Origin of the sequence: Paenibacillus sp. MCAF9 (assembly GCF_052114265.1) — a bacterium.
In the GTDB taxonomy this organism is placed as follows: domain Bacteria; phylum Bacillota; class Bacilli; order Paenibacillales; family Paenibacillaceae; genus Pristimantibacillus.
In genome coordinates, this window is record NZ_JBFREL010000005.1 from 78,092 (window position 1) to 91,208 (window position 13,117).

12 protein-coding genes are annotated in these 13,117 nt (G+C 43.4%); 9 read left to right on the forward strand and 3 right to left on the reverse strand.

All coding sequences use genetic code 11. The features are described 5' to 3' along the window. Nucleotides 1-43: 43 nt before the first annotated feature. On the reverse strand, nt 44-1,051 hold the full coding sequence (locus tag AB4Z45_RS10700) for a ketoacyl-ACP synthase III (RefSeq protein ID WP_441909188.1): 1,008 nt from the start codon (nt 1,049-1,051) through the stop codon (nt 44-46). Nucleotides 1,052-1,212: 161 nt separating this feature from the next. On the opposite strand from AB4Z45_RS10700, the gene AB4Z45_RS10705 reads away from it, so the two are divergent. Beyond that, nucleotides 1,213-1,938 carry a YhcN/YlaJ family sporulation lipoprotein gene (locus tag AB4Z45_RS10705; protein WP_441909190.1) on the forward strand — a complete coding sequence of 242 codons (726 nt, stop codon included), beginning with the start codon at nt 1,213-1,215 and terminating at the stop codon, nt 1,936-1,938. 232 nt (nt 1,939-2,170) lie between these two features. Then, the gene (locus AB4Z45_RS10710) at nt 2,171-3,310 is read left to right on the forward strand and encodes a hypothetical protein (protein ID WP_441909191.1); all 1,140 of its coding nucleotides are present in this window, start codon (nt 2,171-2,173) and stop codon (nt 3,308-3,310) included. A gap of 62 nt (nt 3,311-3,372) precedes the next feature. On the opposite strand, the gene AB4Z45_RS10715 is transcribed toward AB4Z45_RS10710, so the two are convergent. Continuing rightward, entirely contained in the window at nt 3,373-4,452 is a 1,080-nt protein-coding gene (locus tag AB4Z45_RS10715; protein WP_441909193.1) for a glycosyltransferase, read from the reverse strand. A gap of 218 nt (nt 4,453-4,670) precedes the next feature. Between AB4Z45_RS10715 and AB4Z45_RS10720 the strand changes: the two genes are divergently transcribed. Together AB4Z45_RS10720 and AB4Z45_RS10725 are read left to right on the forward strand one after the other, a co-directional pair. Further along, nucleotides 4,671-5,501: a nucleotide sugar dehydrogenase gene (locus tag AB4Z45_RS10720; RefSeq protein WP_441909195.1), complete on the forward strand. Its 831-nt coding sequence runs from the start codon at nt 4,671-4,673 to the stop codon at nt 5,499-5,501. Further along, the gene (locus tag AB4Z45_RS10725) at nt 5,498-6,283 is read left to right on the forward strand and encodes a glycosyltransferase (protein ID WP_441909197.1); all 786 of its coding nucleotides are present in this window, start codon (nt 5,498-5,500) and stop codon (nt 6,281-6,283) included. The genes AB4Z45_RS10720 and AB4Z45_RS10725 overlap by 4 nt, the downstream gene beginning before the upstream one ends. Nucleotides 6,284-6,314: 31 nt before the next feature. Here AB4Z45_RS10725 and AB4Z45_RS10730 read toward each other — a convergent pair whose 3' ends face one another. Further along, nucleotides 6,315-7,133, reverse strand: coding sequence for a UTP--glucose-1-phosphate uridylyltransferase (locus tag AB4Z45_RS10730; protein ID WP_441909198.1), 819 nt, complete (start codon nt 7,131-7,133; stop codon nt 6,315-6,317). Between the two features lie 231 nt (nt 7,134-7,364). On the opposite strand from AB4Z45_RS10730, the gene AB4Z45_RS10735 reads away from it, so the two are divergent. From AB4Z45_RS10735 to AB4Z45_RS10755, 5 genes are all read left to right on the forward strand, one after another. Next, complete coding sequence (locus AB4Z45_RS10735; protein ID WP_441909199.1) at nt 7,365-8,087, forward strand: sugar phosphate nucleotidyltransferase; 723 nt, start codon at nt 7,365-7,367, stop codon at nt 8,085-8,087. A gap of 186 nt (nt 8,088-8,273) precedes the next feature. Then, a complete protein-coding gene (locus AB4Z45_RS10740) occupies nt 8,274-9,452 on the forward strand; it encodes a glycosyltransferase family 4 protein (protein ID WP_441909201.1) in 1,179 nt (392 codons plus the stop codon). A 225-nt stretch (nt 9,453-9,677) separates the two neighbouring features. Further along, the gene (locus AB4Z45_RS10745; protein ID WP_441909202.1) at nt 9,678-10,589 is read left to right on the forward strand and encodes a CgeB family protein; all 912 of its coding nucleotides are present in this window, start codon (nt 9,678-9,680) and stop codon (nt 10,587-10,589) included. 32 nt (nt 10,590-10,621) lie between these two features. After that, on the forward strand, nt 10,622-11,953 hold the full coding sequence (locus AB4Z45_RS10750; RefSeq protein ID WP_441909203.1) for a glycosyltransferase family 2 protein: 1,332 nt from the start codon (nt 10,622-10,624) through the stop codon (nt 11,951-11,953). A gap of 24 nt (nt 11,954-11,977) precedes the next feature. Continuing rightward, nucleotides 11,978-13,057 carry a family 6 glucosyltransferase gene (locus AB4Z45_RS10755; protein ID WP_441909204.1) on the forward strand — a complete coding sequence of 360 codons (1,080 nt, stop codon included), beginning with the start codon at nt 11,978-11,980 and terminating at the stop codon, nt 13,055-13,057. Nucleotides 13,058-13,117 lie beyond the last annotated feature (60 nt).

A 13,117-nucleotide genomic window follows, 5' to 3' on the forward strand; every position in this document is an offset into this window, starting at 1 on the left:
AAGCGGAATGTAATCGATGGAGTATAGGGCTGTTTAGCATGTTCTAGAAGGACCAGCGAAGAACGACGCCAGCTTGAGTTAATCCGCCTCCAAAGCCGTATAGGAGCAAAAGATGTCCAGGCTTAACGAAGCCGGATTTCACAGCCTCGTCTAGAGCAAGCGGAATGGATGCAGCGGATGTGTTGCCATATTGTTTTATACTCGATAAGGTTTGTTCAAGTGAGAAACCTGTTCTTTCGCAAAGCGATTCTATAATTCGCATATTAGCGCTATGAGGAATAAACCAATTGATTTCTGCCGGTGTATATCCACTCTTCTCTAATAGCTGCTGAACACCTTCAGCTACGTGACTAACCGCCCAGCGATATACTTCCCGGCCATTTTGCACGATTAAACCGTTCGTTTGTATATCATGTTCACCAATTGCGGATGCTAAACTGCTGCGATAAAGCAGATGACCACGAGAACCATCTGTTTTGGTATATACTGCTTCGATATCGCCATGTCTGTCATGCGAAGCTTCCATAAGAATTGCGCCAGCCCCGTCGCCAAACAAAATACAGGTCGTACGGTCTGTATAGTCCGTAATTTTGGATAACGTTTCTGCGCCAAGCACTAAAATTTTGCGATGCGCTCCAGATAACAACAAGCCATTCGCTAATTGAATGGCAGCGGCAAAACCAGCACAGGCTGCTTGAATATCAGCTGCACCTGCATGGCTGATGTTGAAGTGCGACTGCACCTGAGAAGCTACGCTTGGGAAGACGGCATCTGGGGTAGAAGTAGCCACGATAATGTAGTCAACATCAGTCACGCTTACGCCGTAGCGTTCAATCATATTATGAACAGCTTCAAAGCATAGATCGCTGGTGAACTGACTGTCTGAGGCGATATGACGCTCCTTGATGCCGGTTCGCTGCATGATCCATTCATCGCTCGTCTCCACAAGCTTCTCCATATCTGTATTTGTTAAAATCCGTTCAGGAACGTAAGTGCCTATCGCGGTAATGACGGCATTCGATTGAATGGCAGATGGTTTTATTTTGTCCATACAATGTACACTTCCTCTCAAAATTAGTACCAAGTACTAGTATCTGATACTAATTTACTTCATCCCTTTTGCTTTGTCAATGCAATGAATAGCGAGTCCCGAAAAGGCGAACGCTAAGGAAGGGTCAGGTGCCTAAACAAAACAAGTTGGAGGATGGCTAAATGCGCAAACAAATCGTTGCTTTGTCTGCAGGTGTGTTGCTAAGCACAATGCTGGCAGGCTGCATGGAAAATCACGGTGAGCTTGGAAATAAAGACATCCGCTCGAACAGTATCCGTTATGATGCAAATGGAAATTTATTAAAAAATAAACGATTCGCCGATGACCAAATGAATGAGAAGAATCGAGTAAATGGACGCAGGCTAAACAGCAATAACGTCATCGGCTCGCATAAAAATTATAGAATGCAAATGAATGAAAAAATGGCTAAGGAAATCACAGATTTAGGTGTAGTCAAATCTTCATATGTGATGATAACCGACCATAATGCATACGTTGCTGTTTCATTAGATGAGATTCAGCCTAAGGTTGAATCCAAAATGCTAAGTCGCACAAATAGTGGTTATATGGGGAATGAGGGCGTGGAGATTAGTCGGCGCATGAGCACCCTGTCTACAGGAAACCATATGCTTACGGCGCAAGTAAAGGAACAAATTGCGAGTAAAGTGAAGCAATTAAATCCGAGCATTGAACATGTATATGTGTCAGCTAATCCTGATTTTGTTGGGCGGATGAATGCGTATATGAATGATGTGAAGCTTGGGCATCCTATACAAGGCTATATTGCAGAATTTAATGCGATGGTCGAACGAATTTTTCCAGCGCAGCCTATAGAAAATAAGATGAAGAGCAAAAGTATCAAAGATAGGCGCATGATTTACGACTAAAGGGCAGGTAATCGTAATGAAAATACAGAAACGGCTGGAGGGTTTCAATCTCTGAGCCGTTTTTATTTTGGAATGGCAATGGGTAAAACTATCAGATAATCTTCACCCTATATTTAGACGTATACTAGGGTTTCCTATGAAACAAGGCAATCATAGGATATGACAGGAGAGGAGATGGTCGTACTGCCATGAATGATAATAGACTAGTTATAGCTAGATTGGGAGAGGCATTATGATTTTTGGTACGGTTATACATGCAGAGCATGCAGCCAAAGCGATAATGATGGCCAAATCCATTAAGAAACATATTCCTAATGGCAAGGTTATCATTGGTGTGATGGAGGAAACTATGCCTAATGCCGCTGTTGGCTGTCCTTGTTTTGATGAGGTCGTGCTCATGAAAGATATGGATGCATATTCCAATATGAAAAAGTTTTTTTTCCAGTACACTCTTCAAGAAGCACAGCGGGCTTGCAAGGCTTTATTGGTGAACTATATATACAAAAAGTATACAAATGACATAACTATCCATTACTTGGATGCGGATACATGGGTCATTTCGCCATTTGAAGAGCTTGCAGACGGTTTTAATCAGCATCCTATTACTTTGATTGGAAAAGTCATTGATCCTGAGTTTCTGGATTTGGACTGGTTGACGGATGTTAGGAAAAACGGGATCTATGATTCAAGCTTTATGAGCTTTAAACGTCATTCTGTTACGGAAAGCTTCCTGAAATGCTGGCTCAAGCTTAGTGAAAATAATTGTTATTATGATCAGGCGATCCATAATTTTATTGATCAAGGATGGCTGGATCAATCGCACACACTCTTTGATGGTGTCTTTTCCTTGCGTGATGCGGGTTATCAGGTCTCTCACAGCAACCTTATGGAGAGATGGGATATATCAAAAACAGCCCCTCAAACGTATTCCATTGGTAATAAACCACTGCGCTCCATTCGAATATCCAATAATTTTGAGCTAGCGATCTCATGGATCGAGCATGAGAAGGGGCAGCTATACGGAGAACTAATCGAAAAATATAAAAATGAATGGATAGAAGTAGAACGAAATACAGCGGCGAGCTCAACCTGGAGCTATAGTCACTTCACTAGCGGAGAAGTGATTGCAGATCAAACGAGAGGTAAGTTTCGCATGCATTACTATGACAATTCTGAAGTTGAAAATCCATTTTTGCTTTCAAATGGGTACTTTCATTCAGAAGCGTTCAGTACGGATGAGATGGATCAACCGATTCCGTTTTACGCGGACGAACCAGATCGGATAAAGCATCGAAACATGATGGTTAAGAAGAGAAGAGCTCGGCGCAAGCTAAGGAAGTCTATCCGTAAAAAACGTCGTCGTTCGTATTGAGATATGCCTCAAATGAAATGAAAAAAATGCACCCGTTAGCCTAGGTGCATTTTTTTGCATTCTTATTTATTTAATCTTGCACGATGCTTCGTGTAACCAAAGTTTGCTTCAACATATTGAATCGCTCTTCTCACTTGCCTCTCGTAAAGTTCGGAGCTTGACATCAACCGATCGATTTCATTCGTTACATTGGAAGGTTCAGCATAAATGGCGGCTTCACCAAAAAGCTCCTTGTAGCTTGGCGGAAGAATAACCGGCACGCCAGCAGCCATCGCCTCAAAAATAACTCGGCCAAATGCTTCGACACAATTGGGATGCGTATAGTAAACAAAGACGTCGAGTCCTGCCAAAAAAGACTTTGGCGAGCGTTTTCCAAATCCAAGCACATGCCAGTTTTGAGGCAGCTTTCCTAATATCCGACGCGGTGTTCTAGCACCGCCAAGAATGTGTATTTCATATTTTGATGAAGCGGGATAAATTTTTAGAAGATCTGCTCGATTGGAAGGCCATTTCACATAAGCATCTCTGGAGTGTCTGCCTATTTTGATCACGCCTCTGTGAGAAGGACGGTTTTTCCGTCTCCATTCCCTCGTATTAATGATGTTGACCCAATCTGCAGAAGCCAATTTAATGTTCTTCAAATCACCTGCATGGTGCTTAAAAAGCGTTTTTCTTACTTGAGGGCCGATTGGATGCCATGTACTGGATTTTCCGAAAAATTGTTTGACCCGCTGTTCGCAGCGACTAATGTTATAAACTAACCGGCCGTATCTGCCATAATCCTTTCTTGGGGTTTGATTGACGATGACGTGTATTCTCTTTGCCGATACGTTCGGTTTATATCTTCTTCTTACATGAAGAATTCGGGGATGTCTAATAATTAGAGTATTACAGGTAGCTCTGGCAGTTGTATTCAGCATTCGAATGCTCCGCCCATCGACCATACGCTTGATTTTGGGGTTAATTGTACTGGTTTTGCTTCTTGGCTGGCCGGACATGTGAATCAGCCCTGTTGTTAAGCCTGCTCTTTTTTGAGCTTTCATTTCTTCTATGTTGGATGAGGTTGTTCCACCCGGCAATCTAAAGTCAGACATCATAATGACGTCAAAATGTCTGCTGCGCTTGCGGTATTTTCCAGCCATATCGTTACCCCTCTCGAAGCATTTACTTGCTGCAGATTATCGATAGCATATGCGGCATTTGAAAGGAAGGTATAAGGCGAATGCAAGGGAAGCGGAAAATTGGGCTGTAATCAAGGTGGCTGCTTTTTGTATCCAAACTGTCCAAACTATTAATAAGTTGTTTCATATACTATCTAAGCTGATTAAAAATTACTAGAGAGAAGGCGAGAGATTAGAATATGAGCGATTTGCATAATCATAACGCGATTGAAATGCAGAGTACGGTAGCTATTGTGGGGCTTGGTTATGTGGGTCTGCCACATGCTCTGCTTTTTGTTCGTAAGGGGTTTAACGTTGTTGGAATTGATTTGGATAGAAGAAAAGTAGAGTCGATTCAATCTGGAAAAAGCTATATAAACGAAATAAAGGATCAGGATATTTTTTTCATTAATGAAATGGCTTTAATATGCGATGCAATCCATTTGAATGTCTGGGAAATTATAGAGGCAGCCAGTACGAAGCCGTTTGGATACAACACGTTTTATCCCGGGCCTGGAATTGGCGGTCACTGTATTCCGGTGGATCCCTCGTATTTAGCATGGAAGCTGAAGCAGCATGGCATTACTTCTGATTTTATTCACATTTCAAATACAATTAATGATGGAATGCCGCTATATATTACACAGCAGCTTGAACATTACTTGGCGCCTAAACCGCTCTCGGAAACGAGAATTATGATATATGGAGTAGCCTATAAGCCAGATATAGCTGATTACAGGGAATCAGCGGCTATTGGTTTGATTCAAAGTCTGCATCTAAAAGGTGCGGATGTAGTTTACCATGATCCATACGTACCATCGCTGCAAGTTGGTGAGCATAAGCTTGTTAGCTTGGCGCTAAGCGCAGAAACACTTTTAAATACAGATTGCGTTATCATTGCTACCGATCATACTTCTTTGCCGCTGGAACTTGTTTTGGAGCATGCTCCGTTTGTATATGATACCCGAAATGTAGTCAAAGGGATTACGGGTAAATCAAGAATCGTCACGCTCGGAGGCGGCGGATCATGAGAGTATCACTAGCCGTTTATGACCGAGTAAGGAGGCACGATGCAGCCGGCATGGAAAAGGAGCATTTTTCCGGTCAGGGGAGGATGACCTCAGGTGTAACCATAATTACAGCAACGAATAAACCCCTCTTTATGCAAAATCTATTCACTAACTTCAAGCGTCAGCAGTGGAGGGTGAAGGAGATGATCGTGCTGCTCAATAACGATGGCATGAACATTGAACTTTACAAAAAACAGGCCAGCAGCTTTGGAAATGTATCGATATACAAGCTGCCGGCCAAATGGTCGCTTGGGAAGTGTTTAAATTACGGCATTAGCAAAGCCCAATATGAGATTATAGCCAAATTCGACGATGATGATTATTACGCTCCGAATTATTTGACTGAGGCGATGCTGCGACTTGAAAAGACGGAAGCGGATCTGATAGGGAAAAATAAGTTTTATATGTACTTTAAGCATTCTTCAAGGCTGATGCTTGCAACGATGCCTAGTAAAAATAGAGTAGCAGGAGCGACGATGCTGTTTAAAAAAAAGTTGTATCCGGACGTTTCTTTCAAACATCTTCGAAAGGGAACGGATATGAGGTTTCAGAAGGACAGCATCAAAAAAGGCTATAAGCTGGCTTTCACAAGTCCCAGCCATTTTGCAGCAATTAGAAGATCCAATCAAAAAATGCATACATGGAAGGTTACCAAAAAAACGATTCGATTGCTTCGTGCCAAAAAGATTGCGCAGACGAAGCCATACCGAAGCATAGTCAATCAGACCAGCAAACAAAAATAAGGATGGCAGCGGCCTATCCTTATTTTTTACTTTATTGCTTCAGTTTTTTATGGAGCTGGTATGCACGTTGTTGAATTTTCAAGTAGTCATGCTCGATGCTCGTATCGTACCAGCGTTCCTTGTATACATATCCGATCGCTTTGCGTGTCATGCCCATCTGATTTAAAGCATCGGTTAATTGAATCTCTCCGCCTATTCCGGGTTTCGTTGTTTTTAATAATTCGAAAATGCCAGGTTCAACAATATATCTGCCCATGACCGCTAGCTGGGACGGAGGATCATATGCCGGCTTCTCTACTATGGAAGCGACCTCGTAAATTCGGCGCTGAACTTGAACAGCAGACGCCACGCCGTATTGGGACAACAGCTTGGGGTCAACCGATTGCAGTCCAATGACATTGGTTCTGTGCTTCTCGTAGTTTCGAATCAATGGTAGGAGTAAAGAGTTTTGATGCAGGTTTATTTGATCCGGCAGCATAACAGCAAAGGGCTCGTTTGCAGCAAATGATTGTCCAAGCGAAACGGCATGACCTAGACCTAGTGCTTCATATTGTCGAATATATTGAATATTGACTTTGGCGGGAGCAATGATAGGCAGCATGCTTTCTTTGTGAATCATACGCAAATGAGCCTCCAACTCCATCGAACGGTCAAAATAGTTCATAATTTCTGTCTTATTGCGAGATAATATAATTAAAATGTCGGTAATTCCTGCATCGACTGCTTCTTTAACTACATAGTCGATTGCGGGTCTGTTTCCAATGGGAAACAATTCTTTGGGTATAGCCTTGGTTATGGGTAAATTGCGAATTCCATAGCCTGCGGCAGGAATGATCGCTTTTCGAATCAATTGCATCACCTCTAGTTTTGAATGTCTCTCTAAATCTAGTTTATTAATAAAATATAGATTTGAAGCTTGTCCATCTTAAAAAAGGCAACCGTACAAGCCCCTTTATCGTTATGATTTTTGATCAACATCGTCCAAATCTTAGCGTATGTGGTTATCCATCCACTCTTAAATCTTTTAAATTCATATACTTATAAGGGAGTTTCAGTAGAGTGAGGGGAGGTGGACTGCTGGATGAAAGGCGTTATACTGGCTGGCGGGTCAGGCACGAGACTTTATCCGCTAACGAAATTTATGAACAAGCATCTATTGCCAGTCGGAAAGCATCCTATGATATATTATGCGATTAAAAAGCTGGCGGATGCAGGGATTAGAGATATTTTGCTCGTTATAGGAAAACAATCAGCAGGCTTGTATGTTGATTTTTTGGGGAGCGGCCACGAATGGGGCGTTAATCTCGTTTTTAGAGTGCAAGATCAGTTTGGCGGTGTTGCCGAGGCATTGGCTTTGGCAGCTGGGTTCGTATCTGCGGATGAAAAATTTGTCGTTCTGCTAGGAGACAATTTGTTCGAGGATTCATTATCTGAATATATGGTTTCTTTTGAAGCATCATCGGAAGAGGCGAAGGTATTACTTAAGAGAGTAGCTGATCCAGAAAGATTTGGCGTTCCGAGAATGGAAGGCGGGCGTATTGTATCCATTGAGGAGAAACCTTCGAATCCCGGATCTAATTATTGTGTAACAGGTATTTATATGTACAACGCTGATGTTTTTAATGTAATTAAGACACTGCGCCCTTCGGGGAGAGGGGAGCTTGAAATTACCGATGTAAACAACTTTTATGCGGCGAGGGGGGCGCTCAAGCACAGCATCTTGAAAGGGTGGTGGCATGACGCGGGTACGTTCACTTCGCTGCAGGAAGCGGGATTGCGTCTAGTGGATGAGAAAACAGAATAGTAGGCCAGCTAGACTGCGACATTACCTGTGTCCCAGTCTATTTTTTTGCAACGACTAGGAGTGATGAAACTTCATGGTAACAGACGCCGTGGCGGTAAAAAGGATCAAACATACTATGAGATAGGGTTGAATGCATAGAGTCACCAATTATACCGCCATTACAGATAAAAGGGAGGAAAAAAGATTATGAAATTCAAAAATCTTAAGGTCCGACCTAAGATGATGCTGAAGCCAAAAAGGAGAATTGGTAGAAAAAGCCGCTTGGTCAAAAATGGAAGGAAAGATTGGCGGGCAGGATCGATAAGCAGCCAGTCAGAAGGCTACAAAGCTGGATGGAAAGACGGCTATCGTGATGGCCGCTGGATTGCTGTAGTAGGCGGTGTCTGTAAGCCGAAAATTGCATACGTCATCCCAGGATGCTCCATTTCCGGTGGTGTAGCGGTTATTCTTCAGCATGCCAACCGATTGAAGCAGCGCGGTTATGATGTCGTTTTAGTTTCCCTGGATGGAAATACGCAGGTTAGCTGGCATCCTGTTGAGGTGCCCATCGTCACAGAATCCCGCGCTCCTGCGGATCGTGATATTGTGATTGCGACCTTTTGGGCTACACTCGGCGCTGCAAGAAGAATAGAAGCGAAGAAACGCTTTTATTTCATTCAATCGGATGAATCCAGATTTTATTCGCCATCGTCGGAGCAATCGAAGCTGGCCTATCAAACGTACAAAACGAATGATTTTACGTTTCTGACGATGGCAGGCTGGCTGCAGCGCTGGCTGCAGCGTACGTTTAATAAGCAAGCGATCTATATCCCTAACGGACTCGATACCTCACTTATGTATGAGGCAGAGCCGCTTGCACCAAAAGGCAACAAGGTTAGAGTATTGCTGGAGGGCCCTATTAACGTTCCTTACAAAGGAATGAGCGATGCTTTTGCGGCAGTGCGAGATTTGAACTGTGAGGTTTGGTGTGTCAGCTCGTCGGGGCGTCCCGCTGCATCTTGGCGCTGTGACCGTTTCTTTGAGAGTGTATCCTATGAAACGATGAAGCATATTTACTCTAGCTGTGATATTTTGCTCAAAATGAGCAGGGTTGAAAGTTTCCTCTATCCTCCACTTGAGATGATGGCTTGCGGAGGAGTTCCAGTCGTTGCTGATGTAACGGGGACGGATGAATATCTGGTCAATCATTATAATAGTTTGGTCATTCCAAATGACATTAGATCAGCAGCGAATGCAGTACAAAGTTTGATAGCAGACAAGTCTCTGCGCGAACACCTAAGAGCTGGCGGGAGCGAGACGGTAAAGAAGTGGGAATGGGATCGAAGCATAGATTTATTGGAGCAGGCACTAATTAGAAATGTATAGAGAGTATTCGTTACAGAAAGAGGTGAGATACTTCTGAAGCAGAAACGGAAAATAAACATTTCAGCAGCAAGCGAGTGGGATGCGGGACGCGAATCTGGCTGGAAGCATGGTTACCATGTGGGTATCTGTGAGGCGTTAATTCAGAAAATACCGCGGTCTGCAAGCCTGCTTCGATCTCTGCGAGTATTATATGTTCGCGCGGGATTAAGAGGCCCTTTTCCAGATATGGATCAGGCGGTTACGGATGCTCTCAGAGGTATGGTCAGCGAGCTGATCATCGCATCTCCATCAGATAATCTTATTGATCTGGCAAGCAGGAGAAGACCGGATTTAGTGCTGGTACTGCATGGCACTCAGGTGCCAGTCCACCAAATTAAAGGCATTCGTTCGATCGGTGTTAAAACAGCGATATGGCTCGTCGATGAGCCCTATGTAACCGATGTTACAACGGTCATTGCCCCGCAGTATGAATGGTTATTTACCCATGAGCTGGCTGCTATTCCAATCTATCGGCAGCTCGGCTGTCAGGTTCATTATTTGCCGCTGGCAGTTAACCCAGCCGTGTATAAGCCCAAATATGTACCCGCTCATTATCAAAGCGATATTTGCTTTATTGGGAATGCCTTTCATAACAGAGTCAGATTGATAGATCGAATTGCTCCTGCACTAGCACAGCGCGATACAAGAATTATCGGTTTGTTCTGGAAAAGGCTTAAGCGTTACAAAAGCCTAAGCAAAGGCATTCGCATTTCTTGGATCAGCTCAGAAGAAGCAGCGAGCTATTATAATGGCGCCAAGATTGTCATCAATATTCATCGTTCCCATGACGACAAGGTGCATAACAAAAATAGCCGCAACCTTCCCGGCTTGTCGATCAACCCTCGTACGTATGAAATTGCGGCTGCCGGAGCTTTTCAGCTTACAGATGTTCGTCAGGACTTAAGCGATTTTTATGTTCCTGGAACGGAGCTTGAAACGTACTCTTCACCAAATGAGCTGGCTGATAAAATTGCATATTACCTGCAGGACGAGCAAAAGAGAAATCAAATCGCATTAAGAGGATTTATAAAAACGCTGGAGCAGCATACCTACGAGAAGCGGCTCAGCCAGCTGCTTCAAATCGTCTTTCCATCATGATAGCTAAAAAAGATCGTGGGAGGTGAACCGAGATGCGCAAGCGATATCCGCGCAGGCGTATAAAAGCAGTCCGTAAAATAAAGCGAATCAACTTTCAAGCGAGCTATGCGGCTGGTTATCGGGATGGCAGGGCGAGTGGAGCAGCTAGCTATCAGCAACCTTTTGAAGGCACAAGCATTATTATTCCAACCTATAACCAGTTGAACTATTTACGAAATTGCATAGAGAGCATTCATAAATATACGCCGCAGTCTTACGAAATCATCATTATTGATAATGGCTCAACGGACGGAACGGCTGCCTATTTAAAGTCGCAGGCAGGGCGATTGCGCTATAAAATTTTTCAAGAGAACTTAGGTTTTTCCGGTGGCGTCAATCAAGGCCTGATGATGGCAAAAGGTACGTCGATTCTCATTCTTAACAATGATACGATCGTGACGAAAAACTGGCTGTCGAATTTATTGTCGTGCTTGAACAGCAACCCATCGATTGGTCTTGTTGGTCCGGTAACCAATTATTTGTCGAATGATCAAAAGATTGATGTCAGCTACAAAAACATGAAAGAAATGCAGCAGTTTGCCCAAAATTACAATCATATTAACCCAGTACGATGGAGAAAAACGAATGCCATAATGGGCTTTTGCTTGCTTTTATCCAGAGAGGTGCTTCAGAGAGTCGGGTATATGGATGAGGGATATGTCATTGGGACCTGCGAGGATGTAGACTTTTATCTTCGGATACAATTGCTTGGTCTCGATCTAGTTATTGCGGAGGATACATTCATCCATCATTATGGCAGTGTGACGATGCGTTCGTTTCTGGATGCTTCCTTGCTTAATAACGCTTTTTTTCGTGAAAAATGGGGCGACTGGGATCAGATCAGAAGGCTGGAGGCGGTAATGAATTCGGCATCACCTAATGAAAAGAGAAAAGGAACAAACTTTTACCCTAGCCATATCGTTGTAAAAGGAACCGATTCGAATGTCTATTGGGTAGAAAATGGATATCGATATATCGTGCGGTCTTCAGACTTAATGCATGTGGATGCAGTAAGATTGCCGCAGCTTGATTTATGGAACTGGCCGATAGGAGGAGACATTTCGATTGCAGTGCTGCATCAGAGAATAGCTGCATTATCGACGCTCACCACCAATTTCGCTGAAGGCAGTTTAGTGAAAACGCAGGACGGCGAAATGTACCAGATTATACAGGGCAAGCTGCACCGGATGACGACAAAATATGCTTATATGGCATGGGGACTGGAGCAGCGTTATGTTCGTCCTTTAACGCAAGCCGACAAAAACCAGTATTCGGAAGGCTTCCCTATTATAGCTCCTCCGATCATTAAGGCTAATAATATATAATTTCAAGTTTAGGAGGACGGCAGCATGCTGACGAAACGAAAAAAAAGTACAGTTATTAAAAAAACGAGCGTAAAAAAAACGTTGAAAACCGGCTGGAAATTAAGCAGCCGCAAAAACAAATATGGTGTAAAAAAAGGGAAAAGGCGCGGTAAAACATTAAAAAAGGGTTTGAGGAGCGGTGCAAGAGGGAGAAAAAGAAGCGGGCCGTTTCACACGGGTTATGAGCAAGGGTATAGAGAAGGGCATTCGAAAGGTTTTGAGGATGCGCATCAAGAGTCTTATATGACCAATCAAGGTGCTGTCCTCTCGCAAGCACAGCCAGAAAGCGCAAATGCATCACCTTATCTGACTACACAAATGCCGAGTGAAGCGGAAATTGCGAGCGTAGCCGGATCTCGAATCGGGATTCTTTATATATGCACAGGGAAATACAGTATTTTCTGGGAAAACTTCTATCGGAGCGCCGAAGCTTATTTCTTGCCGGGCTACCAGAAAAACTATTATGTATTCACAGATGCTGAGCACATCGTTGATGAAGAGAGATCGAACATTTTGAAGATTCCTCAGGATAATCTTGGATGGCCGGGAAATACGCTGCTGCGATATGCGATGTTTAGAAACGTGGTGCATCAGCTGCAGCAGGAATGTGATTTTGTATTTTTCTTTAATGCCAATATGCAATTCGTTGATGTCGTAAGAGAAGAAATATTGCCAATTCACGAGGGCATCGTTGCGGTCCAGCATCCAGGCTTCTACAATAAAGCGCGGCACGAGCTTGATTATGAGAAAAATCAACAAAGCTTAGCCTATATTCCGGAGGGCGCAGGAAGCTACTACTTTATGGGTGGGTTGAACGGCGGCCGAACGGAGCACTATACGAATCTCATTCGTGTTCTGGATGACAATATTAGAACGGATATGAATAATGGGATCAATGCCGTTTGGCATGACGAATCGCATTTAAATAAATATTTAATCGACAAGTCTCCTAAAGTGATGAATCCATCCTATGGTTACGTGGAGGGCCAGCAGCTTCCGTTTCCAATGAAAATATTAATTCGCGATAAAAACAACTTCGGCGGCCATAGCTTTTTGAGAAGCTAGCGGCATAAAAGAACGTAAGCGGTTCGGATTTCTCCGAGCTGCTTACGTTTTTTTGTGGAT

Bases quoted from the DNA above. Each gene is read 5' to 3' on its own strand.
- AB4Z45_RS10700 (WP_441909188.1), bottom strand. From the start codon at position 1,051: ATGGACAAAATAAAACCATCTGCCATTCAATCGAATGCCGTCATTACC.
- AB4Z45_RS10705 (WP_441909190.1), top strand. From the start codon at position 1,213: ATGCGCAAACAAATCGTTGCTTTGTCTGCAGGTGTGTTGCTAAGCACA.
- AB4Z45_RS10710 (WP_441909191.1), top strand. From the start codon at position 2,171: ATGATTTTTGGTACGGTTATACATGCAGAGCATGCAGCCAAAGCGATA.
- AB4Z45_RS10715 (WP_441909193.1), bottom strand. From the start codon at position 4,452: ATGGCTGGAAAATACCGCAAGCGCAGCAGACATTTTGACGTCATTATG.
- AB4Z45_RS10720 (WP_441909195.1), top strand. From the start codon at position 4,671: ATGAGCGATTTGCATAATCATAACGCGATTGAAATGCAGAGTACGGTA.
- AB4Z45_RS10725 (WP_441909197.1), top strand. From the start codon at position 5,498: ATGAGAGTATCACTAGCCGTTTATGACCGAGTAAGGAGGCACGATGCA.
- AB4Z45_RS10735 (WP_441909199.1), top strand. From the start codon at position 7,365: ATGAAAGGCGTTATACTGGCTGGCGGGTCAGGCACGAGACTTTATCCG.
- AB4Z45_RS10740 (WP_441909201.1), top strand. From the start codon at position 8,274: ATGAAATTCAAAAATCTTAAGGTCCGACCTAAGATGATGCTGAAGCCA.
- AB4Z45_RS10745 (WP_441909202.1), top strand. From the start codon at position 9,678: ATGGATCAGGCGGTTACGGATGCTCTCAGAGGTATGGTCAGCGAGCTG.
- AB4Z45_RS10750 (WP_441909203.1), top strand. From the start codon at position 10,622: ATGCGCAAGCGATATCCGCGCAGGCGTATAAAAGCAGTCCGTAAAATA.
- AB4Z45_RS10755 (WP_441909204.1), top strand. From the start codon at position 11,978: ATGCTGACGAAACGAAAAAAAAGTACAGTTATTAAAAAAACGAGCGTA.